This is a genomic window from Opitutaceae bacterium, from assembly GCA_015075305.1.
Classification (GTDB): Bacteria; Verrucomicrobiota; Verrucomicrobiia; order Opitutales; family Opitutaceae; genus UBA6669.
The window spans coordinates 330,291-344,019 of record JABTUS010000004.1 but is presented as its reverse complement, the minus strand read 5'-3'; the positions used below and the strand labels follow the sequence as shown (position 1 = coordinate 344,019).

Below are 13,729 nucleotides of genomic sequence, written 5' to 3'. Positions count from 1 at the left end.
AGCATCGGCTGGCGGACGGATGCGCCAGCCGGATGAGTTGCGCAAAGGGTTGATCATTTCCCGCCGGGTTGCAACGTCATCGAGCATCGAGTGACGATTCCGCATTTCATGGAAGTTTCTCACACCGCCCTCTCGGTCGAACCCATCGGATACCTGAGAACGGTCAAGCGGCTCAAGTTCCACGCTCTTCACCAACCCAGGGAAACCCTTCCGGAGGAAAGCCGCGTTGAGCTTCGGAACGGGAAGCGCTTCGAAGGCGCCGTTCGGGATCTCGACGGCTTTTCCAGAATCTGGCTCGTGTGGTGGTTCCATCGCAACCCGAACTGGCGCCCAATGGTGCTGCCACCCCGCGGTCCGTCCGTACGTCGCGGGGTTTTTGCGACACGTTCACCTCACCGCCCCAATCCCATCGGCATCTCACCCGTCCAGTTGTTGAAAATATCGGGTCTCACCCTGCACATTGGTCCCTGCGACCTCCTCGATGGGACACCCATTCTCGACATCAAACCCTATCTGCCCGCCTACGATGCATTCCCAAACGAAAAGGCCGGATGGTGGGATGAAGTTGAAACGGAAGAACAGACGTCCCCCTCATATTCGATTGCATGGGCCCCACTGGCACGCAGGCAGCGCGAATGGTTGCTATCAAACTGGAAAGTCGATTTTTCAAGTCGCATGTGCGAGCTGCTCGAACGCGATCCCAGTCCGCATCGCTCCCGCCGCATCAGGAAACGGCGATCGGGCGGCTTCGAAATCGGGTGCGGTGTCTGGCGGGCGATTTTCATCGTGCTGCAGGCGCGGGTCACCATTCAGTCCATCCAGCCCGCCTACCCGCATCGATTTCTTGTGGATCCCAAGCGATCCGGAATCGTCGACTGCGAGGCCCAGCTCGATTTCCTCAGGCACTGGCCCGACGCGGAATAGCATGCAACCGCCCCGACGCTCCATCATGACTGGAGCGGGATTCGTCACTCAATCGGCATGCTGCGTAGTGGAGCGCTGCATCTGCTCAAATCGCGCCGCGTTCCCCCGCCCTTGTGCCGGCTGGGGACTGCTGTTTCTCTGGTAGGAAGGTGGTGACTCGGGCCTCGGCTGTGGAGTGTAACGCTCCGAGGTGACGGGACGCACCGGCTGGGCGTGCGCGGGAACGTCAATTCTGCGAACACCCGCACTCGACTGCACCCGCTGCCGATCGCTGGATACAATTGGGCCCATGAAGTCGGGGTGGCCAGGCTGCGGAATTTGCGGGCGCCTCTGGCTGCGTTCGATGCCGCCTTGCGGCAGTGGTTGATTCTCCTGCCGTTCAATCGCAACGCGGGAATGGGAATGCCCCGGCTGTTGGTTTCTGCCTGTGTTTGGATCCGGATTGCGGCGCATCGAATATCCACCCGGCGCGCCCGAAATCGACGCGGACCCCGAGTGGGTGACTGGGGCGGAGGCATTTGACCTGTAGCTGGAGTAAGTCCGCGCCGTGCCCCCCTCCACATGTGTGTAACGGCGGGCGGAGGATGCGTGGGGAATCAGTCCCGCATGCCAGACATTCCAATGGGACGCGTAGCGATGGTCTGCTCGGTAATGATAAAGCGGGATTCGCGCGGTGCGGCAGGCATTCCAGACCCGGACCCGATACTCCCGCCCAACTACGTAGACGCGACGATGCTGCCAGTCGCAATCGTATGCCGCCCAGTATCCCAGCGGAAAACCAATTCCGAAGCTGATGAATGGTCCCGGCCAGCCAAAGGATGTGCCCATGTAAACGCTGAAGGGATCATAGCGGGGAACATAGATGATCTCGGGCTGAGCCGGAACGATGCGAATCACCCCGGCCTCCTCCACAACAGCCTGCTGTTTGTTTGACGCCAGCGCGCCTGACGCCTTTGCCCGAGCACGAAGTCGCTGAACCGCGTTCATGACATCGACCGGCTGACGAAGAAATGCCTCACCCAGCCTCTTCGTCCACGCCAGATTTTCATCCATCCACTTGATCACCTCTGGATAGCGGGCGAGACTGCGCACCGCATCTTCCCACGGTTGATCGTCGAAGGAATTTGACTTTGGCTGTGCCGCAAGATGGCGCGAGGCCAAAACGATGTCGGAAGGCGACGTCGATGCCGGGAGAATGAGAGCAATGAGCGGATCGGGATACAGCGCAAGCGGTGCCAGGAGCTCATCCAATTCCTTTTCGGAATAGGAATTGCCGGCCGCACTGCGGTCATCGTCCGACGTCTGCATCGGATCCGGGATCACACCGACTGCCGACTCACTCACTTGGCCAACGGCCAGCGCCATGACGGATGTTGCGATCGCAAGTCCTGCAAGAACCGGGTGGCTTTTCATGGGATCGAGGGGTTACAAGCTTTCGACACCCACCATCGCACGATGTGCCACCGATTTCAACCGTCTCCGCGGTATACCTGAACCATCACCGAGGTACGTACACTTACCCATGAACAGTCAGCCGACAGATTCAATCGCCTCAAGGAGGCATCCAGCTGATCCGCTGCATGGCGTCACCCTAAGGCATGTGGTGGAATCGCTTGAGCGGAATCTCGGCTGGAAACGCATGGCGGAGGCAGTGCCGATCCGCTGTTTCCGGAACAATCCGTCCATCAAGTCCAGCCTCACGTTTCTTCGACAGACGCCCTGGGCCAGGTCTCGCGTCGAGGAACTTTTTCTCACACTGCCTCCCGCCGCGCGACAGCGGCCCGGCTGCGAATGAACGTGCAAAGCAGCCGAAGAGCCATGGAGTTCATGGGAATGCCACCCACTGATTCCAGTCTCACAGACCGTCATCAACCCTTGAAACAGCCTGGCTTCAAGGCGCTGCTGACACAGTCCGCCTGACGAAGTGCATAAGCAGAATTCAGGTTCCATGGCCAAAATCGAAGCCTCCCGCCCGTGTCCTTTCGAAAAGCGATTCCCTTCGGAACTCGTCAGGGATGACGTTTACTTCATGAGCCTCGCGTTCAACGCGGCCATCGATGCCTGGCGCGAGGACGAGGTGCCGATCGGGTGCGTGATTGAACACCATGGCACAATTGTCGCCTCGTCACACAACACCGTCGAGGGCGCAAAGGATCCCACGGCACACGCAGAGATGCTCGCTCTCACGCAGGCCGCCGCCGCACTCGGCGACTGGAGGCTCGACGGCGCCACCGTCTATGTGACCAAGGAGCCCTGCCCCATGTGTTCCGGCGCCATGCTGATGTCGCGTGTGAAACGCGTCTGCTTCGCGGTGCCGGACCCCAGGATGGGATGCCTGGGCGGCGCGACAAACCTCAACGATCTGCCCAAGGTGAATCACCATGTCGAATTGACTTCGGGTGGCGTGCTCGAGCCGGAATGCCGGTCGCTGCTCCAGGCGTTTTTCCAGGTCAAGCGCCGCGATGCAAAGTTGGCCGAGGCGGATTCGGCGGACGCCTAATCCGCGCATGCCGGTTGACGACTGCTTTCGCGTCCGCTACTGTTTTCCTCTGCTTTGTCAGATCACACGTTACGAAACAAAGAAAGGAATACTCAATGGCCTACGAACTTCCCAAACTGCCTTATGCGTATGACGCCCTCGCGCCGCACATCGACGCGAAGACGATGGAGATCCATCATACGAAACACCATCAGGCCTACATCACCAACGCCAACAATGCACTCAAGGATCACGCCGCGCTCGCCGCCCTGCCGGTCGATGCATTGATCGCCGATCTATCCAAGGTGCCGGACAACATCCGCGGTGCCGTCCGCAACAATGCCGGCGGTCACAGCAACCACTCCTTCTTCTGGACCATCCTTGGTCCGGGCAAGGGAGGATCCCCCAAGGGCGGGCTGGCCGACGCCATCAACGCGGCGTTCGGCAGTTTCGACAACTTCAAGGCTGAATTCGCCAAGGCGGCCTCCACTCGCTTCGGTTCCGGCTGGGCCTGGCTCGTCGTCGGCGCGGACAAGAAACTCACTGTGGGCTCGACCGCCAACCAGGACAGCCCGCTCATGGGCAAGGCTGTTGCCGGCTTGGAGGGCAGGCCGGTGATCGGACTCGATGTCTGGGAGCACGCCTACTACCTGAACTATCAGAATCGTCGTCCCGACTACATCACAGCGTTCTGGAACGTCGTCGACTGGGATGCAGCCCAGCGCAATTTCGAGAAAGCCCGCTGATCCGCTCCCGATATTCAGCATGTCTCAGCCGCACTTCACCGTGCGGCTTTTTCATTTTTCAAACGAGACGGCACGACGACACGATGACCCGGTTTTTGAGGCACGCGCTTTTCCCCCACCGTTTGCGATGGCAGGCTTTGCGACCCCGTTTTCACCCTTGCCAGCCGGCGGCGCGACAAGTAGTTTTTACCCTTTCCGTCTCCACTTCCATCAATGAAATCCACAACCTCGCCCTCCGCGTTCCCGCAACCTGAAATTGGCCGTGAAATGAACGGTGCCGATTCTGTTGTCGAGTGCCTCGTTCGCGAGGGGGTCGATGCGATATTCGCCTATCCCGGCGGCGCTTCCCAGGAGCTTCATCAGGCATTCGCCAGATCGGGCAAGGTCCGCGTGATTCTCCCCCGCCATGAGCAGGGAGGCGCCTTCGCCGCCGAGGGCTATGCCCGGGCAACAGGCAAGGTGGGCGTATGCATGGCCACTAGCGGCCCTGGAGCGACAAATCTGGTTTCAGCCATCGCCGATGCATACATGGATTCGACGCCCCTGGTCACCATCACGGGACAGGTTTTTTCCAAATACATTGGCAAAAGTGCGTTTCAGGAAACCGACTTTTTCGGCATCACGCTCCCGATCGTCAAGCACTCCTACCTCGTGCTGAACGTGCACGATCTGCCCCGCATCTTCAAGGAGGCCTTTCATCTCGCGCGTTCCGGGCGCCCGGGCCCGGTCGTCATCGACATTCCTAAGGATATCCAGCAGGCCCGCTACCAGCCGGTCTTCCCTGCGACGGTCGAATTCAAGAATCCGCTCGTCAGCGAGGTGCATCAGGCGTCCGACGACGCGCTCCGCCAGGTGCTGGCCATGGTCGCCGATGCCAGGCGACCCGTCCTCTACACCGGTGGCGGCATCATCTCCTCAAACGCACATCAGGAGCTCAAGGCTTTCGCGGAGGCGACCAATGTTCCCGTCGCCACGACATTGATGGGCCTCGGCGGATTCCCTGAGACCCACCCCCTGTCGATGCGCTGGTTCGGCATGCACGGAGCGGCCTTTGGCAACTGGGCTGTGGACCAGTGCGATTTGCTGCTGTGCCTCGGCGCGCGCTTCGATGACCGCATCACGGGTGACGTCAACAAGTTCGCGGGCGGGGCGAAGATAGTGCACATCGACATCGATGCCACGGAGCACAACAAGAACAAGCGGGCTCAGCTTCCGATTGTCAGCGACATCAAGTACGCGCTGGGACGCCTCGTGGAGCTGGCGAAAGCCGCCAAATTCACGCCGCCCGACACCAAGGCCTGGCAGGAGCAGATCGCCACTTGGAAGAAGGAGTACCCCTTTGACTCATCCGCGGGCTTTGGAAAGAGCCCGCACATTCTCCCGCAGGAGGCCGTTGCCACCCTGTATGAACTCACCAAGGGCGACGCCATAATCACGACCGGTGTCGGCCAGCACCAGATGTGGGCGGCGCAGTTCTATCGATTCGACCAGCCGCGGCGCTACATCAGCTCGCTGGGCCTCGGAACCATGGGCTACGGTTATCCCGCGGCGCTCGGCGCCAAGGTGGCCTGCCCGGACAAGGAAGTCATCGACATCGATGGCGACGGCTCGTTCGTCATGAACATCCAGGAACTCGCCACGGCGCATATCGAGAAGATCGCCGCCAAGGCCATGATCCTTAACAACCAGCACCTGGGCATGGTCGTGCAGTGGGAGGACCGCTTCTACGGCAGCGTCCGCGGCAATACGATTCTTGGCGATGAAAAGAACGTCGGCGGCCCGGACAACCCTGCGGGTCTTTACCCGGACTTCGTGAAGATTGCCGAGGGGTTTGGCATCAAGGGTCGTCGCATCATGAAAAAGGGCGACCTCAGACCCGCCATCCAGGAAATGCTCGATCACAAGGGTCCATACGTCCTCGACATCGTCGTCCCTTACACTGAGCACGTGCTTCCCATGATTCCGGCAGGCAGGACCGTCAAGGACATGATCCTGAAGTAGGCGCACCCGGCACTCGTCAGGAATATTTTCTTCGACTTTCCAAGGCGTTCTTCAGGGTGACGGAGTCCGCATAGAGCACACCGCCACCGCTGGGCAGTCCGAAGCCGATGCGAGACACCCGGATGTCCCTCCCGCTTGGAAGCTGGGCGGTCAGGTAGTGGCATGTGGCCTCGCCCTCGACGTCATTTGAGAGTGCGAGAATGAGTTCGTCGACTTCTCCGGAGCGCATGCGCTCAATGAGCGCGGCGAGATTCAATTGCTCCGGCCCCATGCCGTTGATCGGGGAGAGTTTTCCGTGCAGCACATGGTAGACGCCGCGGTGCGCTCCACTGCGCTCCAATGCAGCCAGATCCGGGACCTGTTCAACCACACAGACGAGACTGCGCTGCCGCGAATCGTCTGCGCAGATGGCACACAGTTCCCCTTCGGCCAGATTGCCGCATCGCACGCATCTTCGAACCGACCTTGCGGCTTCCTGCAGTGCGTTGACCAGCGCGGGAAGACGCTCGGGTTTCTCAACCAGCAGGTGAAGCGCGATTTTCTCGGAGGACCGATAGCCAAGCCCGGGCAGCTGTTTCAGCAGGTGCTGAAGGTGTTCAAATGCTGATGCCATGGGTTCAGGGTCGTGCCGCTGCCAGGAAAAACACGGCGGATCTTGAAACGTGTGCCAACCCCCGGGCGAGCCGCGGGGCGCGCGATCAAAACATTCCGGGCATTTGAAAGGCACCCGTCATCTTCTGCATTTCGGCGTCATTGTGCTCCTTCGCCTGCTTCGCGGCGTCCTGGATCGCCTGCAGGATAGTGTCGCCCACAACCTTGGCGTCCTCCTTCAGAAAATCCGGGTCAAGCGACAGTCCGATGAATTTCCCCGCGCCATTGATCCGGATTCTCACCGCGCCTCCGGCCGCGGTGAGATCGAACTCCTTCGATTCGAGCTGCGCCTGCAGGTTCTCGATCGATTTCTGCATTTTCTGGGCTTGCTTGAGAAGTTTGCCTACGCCGGCCATGGGAATGAAATGGGAAAATTGCGGTGCAAGGCGTCAGAGACAGGCAATCCGGCCACGGCTTCAAGCTTCAAGTATGCGCCGATAGCCTTCCCGAAAACTCGGAAATTGCGGCATCCACCCCAAGACTCTCTTGATCCGGGCGTTGGCTATCATCCGGTCGGGCACTGTCGATCGGCGCCCGCTGGTCATATGCCCGTCAAATGAGGGCATCGGGCATTTCAGCCGCCCGCTCAGCCAGCGCATCAGATCCTCCCTGGTCACAGCTTCATCATCGGTGACATTGAAAACCTGACCCGGGATTGAAGGCCCCGCCTGCAGTGCAAGGGCAATTCCGGATACAACGTCGTCCCTGTGAATGAGATTCAAGCGATGATCTCCCTTTCCGGCCAGTACAGTTGAACCAGCACGCAGGGCATCGAGCAGGTGGTGACGCCCCGGACCATAGATGCCCGAAAGTCGAAGGATGAACATCCTCCCTGGCCATGCGCGCGCAGCCTCCTCGGCTCGCAGAAGTATTTCGGCGCGCTCGGTCGCCGCCGGTTGGGTCGGTGCGTCTTCATCCACCCACTGTCCATCCCCCTGCGGATAAACTGAAGTGCTGCTGGTGTAGACGAACGTGCCTGCGCCCCCCGCTGCCAGCGCCCACGCAATCACCGATTCCATTCCGAGCTGATAGCTGCGCCGATAGCCTTCAAGTCCTCCACCACCCGCACTCACGCAATTCACAACGTAGTCCGGAATTCCGGGGACCTGGGCATGCCAGGCCTTGTCCGCCAGGTCGGCCACAATGCAACGCACGCCCATGCCAGCCAGCCGATGCGCCTTTTCGAGGTTCCGCGTCAGTGCGGTCGTCACCATGCCCTTGCCAATTGCCAGACGGCAGAGTTCCTCGCCGATGTATCCCGCCCCAAGCACCAGCATCTGCCTGCCGCGTTCTCCAAAGTCCTCCATATTCTCCGAAACGAGCGTTGATTTCATGAGAACCACCTCAGATCACGCGGCTTGGCGGCGGCCAGTCATCCCGGTTTATCCGCTTCAAGCGATCGGCCAGAATTTCGATGCTCTTCTCGCGAGGACCAGCTCCCGTCAAATCTATGATTTCGCCGATCACGCGAACCCTGGAAAAGGGTTTGGGAAGAAAAAAACGATCCCAGCTCCGCAGGCGCCAGGCCGATTCAAAGATCCCGCCGAGCAGAAGCATCGGCGTGTGGGCGCGGCGGGCGACTATCAATGCGCCCGGTTTCACTTCATAACAAGGACCGCGCGGCCCATCCGGAGTGATGCCAATGTCGTTTCCCTGGCGAAGGACGTCGACCAGCGCTGTCGCGGCTTCGCGCCCTCCTCTGCTGCTCGAACCGCGCACAGCACGCATCCCGACGATCTCGAAAAATGCCTCCAGCCAGGCACCATCCTTGCTCGAGCTGATCAGCGCGTGGACCGGCCGGTGGCGGCGAAAACGGCGAAAAATTTCAGCCCCTAGGAACAGTCGGTTGTGCCAAAGGGTCAGCGCTATGGGTACATCATGATAGAACAGGGCACGTTTATCCTCCGGCGTTACTTCAAAATGGAGGCTCCTTCCCCACAGATGCAGAATTCTGCCAATGATTTCAAAGACGACCCGTCTCCAGCCTCCCACTCGCTGAATATCGCGGTCATCCTGTGGTAACGGCAACGGCATGATCTGTTTGTGTGGACGGAATTCGTAACGCCAAGCGCAGAATGTCTTTGCACCCGCAACGTTGCATGTCCCCGTTTCTGGAGCGGTCGCCAGCCTTTTGATCTCCGGGGTGCCTCGCGCAACCTCCATCCAATCAGGGACTCCGCCTCCCCCGGGGCTTTTCCCCGGACCCGAAAGCTGACGCCACGGCCCGCTTGACGAAGTCGCCCGTATCTTTTTCCCTCGAACCCTTTTCCGCATGATGCCCGCTTCCTCGGTTCACACACCTCGTGCAGTTTGTCACGCACCCCAGTGAAAACACGATGCCAGGAATGGGAGCGGCTGCCGTAGTCCAACGTCTCACTTTCAAACCATACTGCATGAAATCGATTCGCCTTCTTGTTCTCGTGGCCGCGACGGCGCTTATGGCCCCTGCGCACGCGCAAATCAACTACGCGGACATTCCAGTCGAATTTCGCCCCATCAGGAACACCTCGTTCTCAGTGGGTGTTCGCTTCATCGGAGGAGCCAGCGTGCAGTTCGGCAGCCTTGGCTCGATTCCCTCATCGTTTTCGCCAAAGGGTCTTGAGGCCGGGGTGGTCGACCGAGTTTACATTGATGGCTCTGTGCACGCAGACGCTCTGCGCGCCAATGAGAAGAATGCCGACGGCACACCGAAAAGCACACCCTACGGCCGTTATTCGATTCGCGCAGAGATCTTTGACGCCGACGGAAACAAGATTCCCGACGCGGCCGATCCCGGCGGCACGGGCAACAAGACGCAGGTCAGCGCCGATTTCCTCGCCTACACACCAGGCCGCACACGAAGCTGGTCCTATGCTTCGGACTCCCAGGTCACCTCGCCGGGCGTGATCGCCATGCATGACTATGTCGCCAGCAGCTCGGGCGCGTCGTTGCCATCCGAATCAGGAGCCGGTCCGGGCTTCGAACTCACCGCCAGCCGCCGCCTCGGCTCAATCGGCCGCATCGACTGGGGCGTCATGTTTGGCGCAGGCATCACAGATATCAATGCCAAGGAGTCCAGTCGTGTTAAGGCCAACCTCACAGCGTTGACCGACTACTATCGTGTATCCGGAATTGTAGCGCCGCCATCCGGGCCCTATTCCGCTCCTTCGTCCGGTGACTTTGTCGGTGACAATGGCGCGATCTACAGTGGAAACCTGGAAACAACAGTGCCATTGGAGGCGATTCCCTTCCAGCGCAGCGTCGTCGAAACCGCCAATGGCGCTGACATCGACGGCAACTGGCAGATCAAGGGAGCCTATTTTCTATTCAAGGTGGGCCCGATGGTTCGCATTCCCATCGGCGAGCATTTCGCCGTCACGGCAAGCGCCGGATATGCCGGCGCGTATCTGGGCACGACCTATCGGGTCAAGGAATCGCTTGTCATCAATGACACGCTTTCCATTCCCTTCGAGGGCGAGGAAACCTACAGCAAACTTATCCACGGCGCTTTCGCCGAGGTGAACGCTGAATGGTGGCTCACCCAGCGCACCGGGTTTTTCCTCGGGGTCACGTTCGAGAAGCTCGGCAAATACGAGCAGTCCCTGGCCGGCCGCACCGCCGATGTCGATATAGGCGGTCATGGCGGATTTCGGATGGGCCTGACGACTCGTTTCTAGTCCGCTGCCTGTCGCGCCCGGCCTGGGGGGACATGGGCCGTCCTCGATCTCTCTGAAAAACCCGGGTGCAACTTCCAGCTGGTCTCCCGTGTTGTCAGTGCAACCATGAAAGTTCTGATGACGCTTGTACTCTGGGCCCTTCTTCTGGCCCTGTGCTGGCCGTTGGCGGTGCTCGTTCTCATCCTCTGGCCCGTACTCTGGCTGCTCTCCATTCCGTTTCGCATCATCGGCTCCGCCATGAGCGGACTCCTCGCGCTGGTACGGGCGATCCTGTTCCTGCCTGCTCGCATTCTCGGTTATCGGGAGACATGACCGCACGGCATCGCAGCCGCTCGCCGGCCCCGGCGAAACTTCCGCTGGAATTCTTCGGGAATTTCAAGCGCAGCGCTCGCAAATTGGAACATCTGTGCCACTCTGGCTTTCCTACCCTATCATCAATCCACCATCCCGCCCACGTTGTTTGACTGCCACTCCCTTTCGCAGCGGGCAACGCGACAGGCTTCACCTGAAAACGCCATGAGCTCCAAGGACTGTCTCCGCTCCATTGACATCAATGGATTCATGGCGGCATCAGGCTGAAAAAATCGCCATCCAGACTTTCAGCGAAATCCGCGGGCCCGGCCTGCGTCTCTTCAGGCAATCGGTGCCATGGCGGCCATCCCCCATGGCAATATCAAAAGCGATCCTTGTTTGGAAACCTTTCATGAACCCTCCCCTTGGTCATGACTTCGATCTTTTCCCTGCTCCCAATCCTTTCCCCCGACCTGCAGCCCACTGAAGAGGAGGTGGAGTGCTACGCTCAGATAATTGCGCAATGCGAACATGCGCCTGGTCAGTCACTGGACAATCTCCGCCATGAGGCGGAGCTTCAGATCTGGGTGACACGCTGGGCCATGCACGAAGAGAATCTGCCCCGGATGCTCCAATCTGGTGTATCCAAAACTATTTCCGCAAGACCCAGTTCATCTAGGCGGCGATGATGGCGTCGAGTTTGGTCGACAGGTGCTCAAGCCAGGAAGCGTCATCCATGGTGGGTGGATGGTACTGCTCGGTGATCAACCATCCCGAATAGCCGACGTGATCCAAAGCCAGCATGACAGCAGGCCAGTCGGAATCACCCTCCATCAAGTCAACCTGGAATCCCGCATGGGGGCCGCGTTCGTCCCGAATTTTCCGGCTGTATTCCTTGACGTGGATTTTGACAATGCGCTCCCCAAGGCTGCTTATCCACTGCTCCGGGAACCCGTAGGTGACGACGTTCCCGACATCAAAGTGCCAGCGCACCCACTTGCTCTTGAATGAGTCTACGTAGCGAACCGCTTCCAGTGGACTGAGCAGGAACTGATTCCAGACGTTTTCGATTGCAATCGCCACACGAAGGGATTCGGCGAGAGGAACCACCTTGGCTATCTCCGCCTGCGAGCGTGTGTAAGCGTCAGCATAGGAAACCTGTTTTGTCACCTTGCCCGGCACGAGCAGCACCGACGTGGCTCCATACGCCTTCGCGTCGTGCAGCGCCTGTCTCAGTCCTTCAAGCCCAACCTCCCGGACACTCGCGCTGGGATCCGTCAGGGGTTTCACCCAATGCGTGGCAACGACAACGCTGGGGACCTTCAATCCCGTCGCCTTCATCGCAGCCAGCACTTCGCCCTGGTCCATCGCACTTGGCACCTCGACGCCATGAAATCCCGCTGCTGCAAGCAGCCTGAACTTTTCAAGCACGCTCAGCTTTTCGGATGTCTTGCTCCGAAGGGTCGCCCACATGAATGCCTTCTGATGGCGTCGCATTCCAGTGCCGGCAGATGGCGGGGTGGATGCAGGCTCAGCCAGCACCTTTGCCAGGTTCGTGGTGGCGAGTGACCCAACCACGGCATTTTCGATGAAGTTGCGTCGAGTAAGCATGATTCGGGGAATGCTCAGATTTGCCTGACAAGGATGTCCTTGAACTCCACGGGATCATTGTGCCCCGCAAAACCAAAGTGTCCGCTCTTCAGGTCCTTTCCCGGGTGGGCCTTGTTCTGCAGGACCTTGGACATGTCGATCCGGCTGAGGTCTGTATCCAAAATGACAGTACCGTTCAATTCCACCCGCACCCTTGAGCCCTGGACCGTAACTTCCTCGAAATTCCATTCCCCGGTCGGATGCTGGTAACCGCGCTGGGCGGCAACCATCCCGTAAACCGATCCGTTCTGCTGGCGGGGATCGATGGGGCCCCGGTGTTTTTCGTAGTCCTGGTCGATGATCTGAACCTCGCACATGCCATCGTAGGCCGGATTGCCGGTGCCGGGATACCGGATTGCCAGGCCATTGTTGCCCGCCGGAGGAACCTTGAACAAGAGCCGAGCCTGAAAGTCGGAGAAGACGTCGTCAGTGTAGAGGACCCCACCCTTCCCTTTCTGCCAGACGAGCGCGCCATTCCGTACCGCAACGGCATCCCTCGCGCCAGACCAGCCGTCAAGATTCCTTCCATTGAAAACCGGACCGAAGGTGTCGCGGTCGCGCTGGGCCAGAATCCGGCATGCCTCGTCGCTGCCAATTTCACGGATGGCGATGTTGCGCCAGCGGGTTTCCCCTCCGTGTGTCTGCAGCTGAATCGGGCCGCGCGGCAGGATCGGCCGGCGTTGTTCCACAGGAAGCTTTTGGTCGTAGTAGTTTTCCATGATGGCATGATCAACGACGAGCCTGCCGTTCAGCCAGACACTCACCCGACTGCCAACCATCTGGATCCGAAAGGTGTTCCAGGTGCCAATGGGATTGTCCGCTTTCACCAACGGATCCTTTCCCGGGGAATTCCTGTCGTTGTTCCAGAGTCCACCCGATCCCCTGGCGTTCCCGAAGCCCTTTGGATCCGGATTGGCGGGATCCCAGATTTGCACTTGCGGCACGCCTCTCAGATAAACGCCTGAATCGGTGCCCTTGGTGATCTTCCAGTCCACCACGAATTCAAAATCGCCGTAATCTCCCACCGTGGTCGCATACCCGCCCTTGCCATCGTTGATCAACTCCCCTCCCGCCACACGCCAGTGGGGCTGACCATCCTGCAGCTCAACCAGGCTGGCATTCCATTTCGCCAGTTGCGCATCACGATCGGCGGGCGACATCGCAGCCAGCACGCGGGGATCGTGCGTTGCTCCTCCCCGCCATCCATCGAGATTCCTCCCATTGAACAGTGAGGTGAATCCCGGGGGAATCGCCGCGCGACTCTCGGGCACCCCACCGTTGAGCAGTATTAATGTCAGGACAATCCATCCGCAACGAGAAAGCATTTTCAT

14 protein-coding genes are annotated in these 13,729 nt (G+C 59.6%); 7 read left to right on the top strand and 7 right to left on the bottom strand.

All coding sequences use genetic code 11. The annotated features are described in order from the left end of the window. Nucleotides 1-108: 108 nt before the first annotated feature. A complete protein-coding gene (gene tsaA / locus HS122_10180; GenBank protein MBE7538768.1) occupies nucleotides 109-924 on the top strand; it encodes a tRNA (N6-threonylcarbamoyladenosine(37)-N6)-methyltransferase TrmO in 816 nt (271 codons plus the stop codon). Nucleotides 925-972: 48 nt separating this feature from the next. On the opposite strand, the gene HS122_10175 is transcribed toward tsaA, so the two are convergent. Then, nucleotides 973-2,289 carry a DUF3300 domain-containing protein gene (locus HS122_10175; protein ID MBE7538767.1) on the bottom strand — a complete coding sequence of 439 codons (1,317 nt, stop codon included), beginning with the start codon at nucleotides 2,287-2,289 and terminating at the stop codon, nucleotides 973-975. A gap of 157 nt (nucleotides 2,290-2,446) precedes the next feature. Here HS122_10175 and HS122_10170 point away from each other — a divergent pair, with 157 nt between their 5' ends. The 4 genes from HS122_10170 to ilvB all read left to right on the top strand — a co-directional run bounded on the left by HS122_10170 (nucleotide 2,447) and on the right by ilvB (nucleotide 6,150). Continuing rightward, nucleotides 2,447-2,719 (top strand): DUF2132 domain-containing protein, encoded by a 273-nt coding sequence (locus HS122_10170; GenBank protein ID MBE7538766.1) that lies wholly within the window; start codon nucleotides 2,447-2,449, stop codon nucleotides 2,717-2,719. A gap of 153 nt (nucleotides 2,720-2,872) precedes the next feature. Then, nucleotides 2,873-3,424 carry a nucleoside deaminase gene (locus HS122_10165; GenBank protein ID MBE7538765.1) on the top strand — a complete coding sequence of 184 codons (552 nt, stop codon included), beginning with the start codon at nucleotides 2,873-2,875 and terminating at the stop codon, nucleotides 3,422-3,424. Nucleotides 3,425-3,519: 95 nt separating this feature from the next. Further along, nucleotides 3,520-4,149 carry a superoxide dismutase [Mn] gene (locus tag HS122_10160; GenBank protein MBE7538764.1) on the top strand — a complete coding sequence of 210 codons (630 nt, stop codon included), beginning with the start codon at nucleotides 3,520-3,522 and terminating at the stop codon, nucleotides 4,147-4,149. Between the two features lie 213 nt (nucleotides 4,150-4,362). Continuing rightward, nucleotides 4,363-6,150 carry a biosynthetic-type acetolactate synthase large subunit gene (gene ilvB, locus HS122_10155; protein ID MBE7538763.1) on the top strand — a complete coding sequence of 596 codons (1,788 nt, stop codon included), beginning with the start codon at nucleotides 4,363-4,365 and terminating at the stop codon, nucleotides 6,148-6,150. Between the two features lie 16 nt (nucleotides 6,151-6,166). On the opposite strand, the gene recR is transcribed toward ilvB, so the two are convergent. The 4 genes from recR to HS122_10135 form a co-directional block, all read right to left on the bottom strand. Continuing rightward, nucleotides 6,167-6,763 carry a recombination protein RecR gene (gene recR, locus HS122_10150; GenBank protein ID MBE7538762.1) on the bottom strand — a complete coding sequence of 199 codons (597 nt, stop codon included), beginning with the start codon at nucleotides 6,761-6,763 and terminating at the stop codon, nucleotides 6,167-6,169. Between the two features lie 85 nt (nucleotides 6,764-6,848). After that, entirely contained in the window at nucleotides 6,849-7,157 is a 309-nt protein-coding gene (locus HS122_10145) for a YbaB/EbfC family nucleoid-associated protein (GenBank protein ID MBE7538761.1), read from the bottom strand. A 60-nt stretch (nucleotides 7,158-7,217) separates the two neighbouring features. After that, entirely contained in the window at nucleotides 7,218-8,135 is a 918-nt protein-coding gene (locus tag HS122_10140; GenBank protein MBE7538760.1) for an NAD-dependent epimerase/dehydratase family protein, read from the bottom strand. A gap of 10 nt (nucleotides 8,136-8,145) precedes the next feature. Beyond that, complete coding sequence (locus HS122_10135; protein MBE7538759.1) at nucleotides 8,146-8,835, bottom strand: lysophospholipid acyltransferase family protein; 690 nt, start codon at nucleotides 8,833-8,835, stop codon at nucleotides 8,146-8,148. Nucleotides 8,836-9,194: 359 nt separating this feature from the next. Here HS122_10135 and HS122_10130 point away from each other — a divergent pair, with 359 nt between their 5' ends. Together HS122_10130 and HS122_10125 are read left to right on the top strand one after the other, a co-directional pair. Further along, nucleotides 9,195-10,457 (top strand): hypothetical protein, encoded by a 1,263-nt coding sequence (locus tag HS122_10130; protein ID MBE7538758.1) that lies wholly within the window; start codon nucleotides 9,195-9,197, stop codon nucleotides 10,455-10,457. Between the two features lie 105 nt (nucleotides 10,458-10,562). Next, entirely contained in the window at nucleotides 10,563-10,769 is a 207-nt protein-coding gene (locus HS122_10125) for a hypothetical protein (GenBank protein ID MBE7538757.1), read from the top strand. A gap of 654 nt (nucleotides 10,770-11,423) precedes the next feature. Here the strand turns inward: HS122_10125 and HS122_10120 are convergent. After that, nucleotides 11,424-12,245, bottom strand: a complete 822-nt coding sequence (locus tag HS122_10120; GenBank protein MBE7538756.1) for a sugar phosphate isomerase/epimerase — start codon at nucleotides 12,243-12,245, stop codon at nucleotides 11,424-11,426. 128 nt (nucleotides 12,246-12,373) lie between these two features. Further along, a complete protein-coding gene (locus tag HS122_10115) occupies nucleotides 12,374-13,729 on the bottom strand; it encodes a DUF1080 domain-containing protein (protein MBE7538755.1) in 1,356 nt (451 codons plus the stop codon).